The organism is Steroidobacter sp. (assembly GCF_016790065.1).
GTDB lineage: Bacteria > Pseudomonadota > Gammaproteobacteria > Steroidobacterales > Steroidobacteraceae > Steroidobacter.
This window is the reverse complement of sequence record NZ_JAEUPY010000701.1, coordinates 1-2,668: the sequence shown is the minus strand read 5'-3', so window position 1 is coordinate 2,668 and position 2,668 is coordinate 1. Positions and strand designations below refer to the sequence as shown.

2 protein-coding genes and 1 pseudogene are annotated in these 2,668 nt (G+C 59.5%); all 3 read left to right on the top strand.

Features of this window, described 5'->3' with window-relative positions; translation table 11 throughout:
• Positions 1 to 148 (top strand): annotated as a pseudogene (locus tag JNL55_RS37555) (ABC transporter ATP-binding protein); the annotation flags it as partial.
• An 8-nt stretch (positions 149 to 156) separates the two neighbouring features.
• On the top strand, positions 157 to 1,311 hold the full coding sequence (locus tag JNL55_RS28845; protein ID WP_293862815.1) for an ABC transporter permease: 1,155 nt from the start codon (positions 157 to 159) through the stop codon (positions 1,309 to 1,311).
• Between the two features lie 14 nt (positions 1,312 to 1,325).
• Positions 1,326 to 2,519, top strand: a complete 1,194-nt coding sequence (locus JNL55_RS28840) for an ABC transporter permease (RefSeq protein WP_293862813.1) — start codon at positions 1,326 to 1,328, stop codon at positions 2,517 to 2,519.
• Positions 2,520 to 2,668 lie beyond the last annotated feature (149 nt).

Here is a 2,668-nt window from a genome sequence, read left to right as displayed (position 1 = left end):
CGATGAAATTCTGGATCTGTTGCAGGCCCTGAATCAACAACAGGGCAAGACCATCATCATGGTGACGCACGATCCACATGCCGCCGCTCGCGCCAAGCATGTGTTGCATTTGAATAAGGGTCAGCTGGGCCGCGAAGCGGCGGCGTAGGCCACACCATGTTCAAATATTTACCTTTGCTATGGGCCAACCTGGGCCGCAAACGGCTGCGCACCAGCCTCACGATCGCCTCCATCGTGGTCGCGTTTCTATTGTTCGGCCTGATGCAGACGCTGCGCGTCGCGCTCACCGGCAGCCCCGAGCTGGCCGGCCTCGACCGACTCATCACCATGCACAAGACGTCCTTTGTGCAATCCCTGCCGCTGTCGTATCTGAACCGCGTCAAAGGCGTCGACGGCGTAGTGGTGGCGTCGTCGCAGGATTGGTTCGGCGGCGTGTATCAGGAAGATCGGAATCAAATGCCGGCCTTCGCCATCGAGGCGGACACGTTCTTCCAGGTGTACAACGAGTACAAGCTGAAGCCTGAAGAACAGGATGCGTTCATGAAGGACCGCAGCAGCGCCATCGTCGGCAAGCTGGTGGCAGAGCGCTTCAAATGGAAAGTCGGCGACACCATCCCGCTACGCTCCAACATCTGGACCAAGAAAGATGGCGGTAACACCTGGCCGATGAAAATCGCCGGCATCTATGACGCCACCAATGGCGACAACCAAAGCATTTATTTCCACTACGACTATCTCAACGAATCGCGCAGTGAGATTCGCGACATGATCGGTTGGGTAGTGGTGAAGGTGAAAGATCCAGCGCACTCCGCCGAGATCGCCAGCACCATCGACGCGATGTTCGCCAACTCTTCCACCGAGACCAAGACCTCGACCGAAAAAGCGTTCATCCAGGGCTTCGCCAATCAGATGGGCAACATCGGCGCGTTGCTGACGGCAGTGGCTGCGGCCGTGTTCTTCACCATGCTGCTGGTGACCGCCAACACCATGGGCCAGTCCATCCGAGAACGCATCAATGAAATCGGCGTCATGAAAACGCTGGGCTTCTCTGGCACCGGCGTGACGCTGCTGATTCTGGCCGAAGCCATTCTAGTCACTGCGTTGGGTGGCTTGATCGGTTTGGGACTGGCCGCATTGGCAAGCAAGGGGCTCTCGGCCGCGGTCGCGCAGTTCTTCCCAGTGCTGGGCATGCCGGCAACGACCTGGGCCATCGGCGCGGTTTTGATCTTGCTGCTCGGTGGCTTGGCTGCGGTGTTGCCGTGTAGCCAGGCTGCGCGACTGAAGATCGTCGACGCCTTGCGCAAGACTTGAGCTAGGAATCCGCCATGTCAGATAACTCTTTTGCTCAAATCGGCGCCATCACCAGCATGAACCTGCGCAACATGTCGCAGCGGGCCGCGTCGACCATCGTGGCGCTGATCGGCATCGCCGGCGTGGTCACTGTGCTCATCGGCGTGCTGTCGATTGCCGAAGGCTTTCGCGCGGTGCTGGAGATTTCCGGCTCGGATCAAGTGGCCATCGTGTTGCGCAATGGCGCCACCGACGAAATGGGCAGCGGCCTGACGCAGGAACAAACGCGAGTCATCGCCGACGCCAAACAAGCAGCGCGCGACGAACAAGGCCCGTTGGCCTCTCCCGAGCTTTACGTCGTGGTCAATGTGCCCTTGGTCAGCACCGGCACTGAGGCGAATGTTCCTTTACGCGGCGTTGGTCAACAGGCCGCCAAGCTACGCGGTAATTTCAAGATCGTCGAAGGCGTCGACTTCACACCCGGCAAGTTCGAAGTCGTCGTTGGCCGCGGCGCGAGCACTCAGTTCTCCGGTTTGAAAGTCGGCAGCCAATTGCGCTGGGGTACGACCAACTGGACCGTTACAGGCATCTTCGAAGATCGCGGCAGCGTCGCCGAGTCCGAAATCTGGACCGATGCTTCCGTGCTCCAAGGTGCTTACAACCGCGGCAACTCCTATCAATCGATGCGAGTGAAGCTGACCAGCGCAAGCGAGATGCAGGCGTTCAAGGATGCGCTGACCAGCGATCCTCGCCTCAACGTCCGCGTTTTCAGTGAAAAGCAGTATTACGAAGAGCAATCGAAGATTCTGGTGACGTTGGTCAAGACCATCGGCACCGCGATCGCTGTTCTGATGGGCCTCGGCGCAGTCTTCGCGGCGTTGAACACCATGTACTCGGCTGTTTCTTCGCGTATGCGTGAGATCGCAACGTTGCGTGCGCTGGGCTTCGGCGCGGCGCCGGTTGTCACCTCCGTGCTGGCGGAAGCATTGCTCATCGGTTTGGTCGGCGGCGCGGTGGGCATGTTCGTGTCCTACTTCGCCTTCAACGGCATGCGAGCCACGACCATGAACTTCGCGACGTTCAGCCAGCTCAGCTTTGCTTTCACGGTGACGCCGCAGTTGCTGATTCAGGGATTGGTGTGGGCACTGGTGCTTGGCCTGATCGGCGGTTTGCTGCCCAGCTGGCGCGCCGCTCGATTGCCGATCACAACGGGCCTGCGCGAACTCTGATGCGGCTCGGGCCGTTAGGCATTTATGCCAGAACTGCCTGACGTCGCCGTCTACATCGAATCGCTCGAAGCCCGCATCGTTGGGCATCGACTCGAACGGGTTCTGTTGAAGAACCCGTTTCTGCTACGTACCGCTGAGCCTCCGCCGCA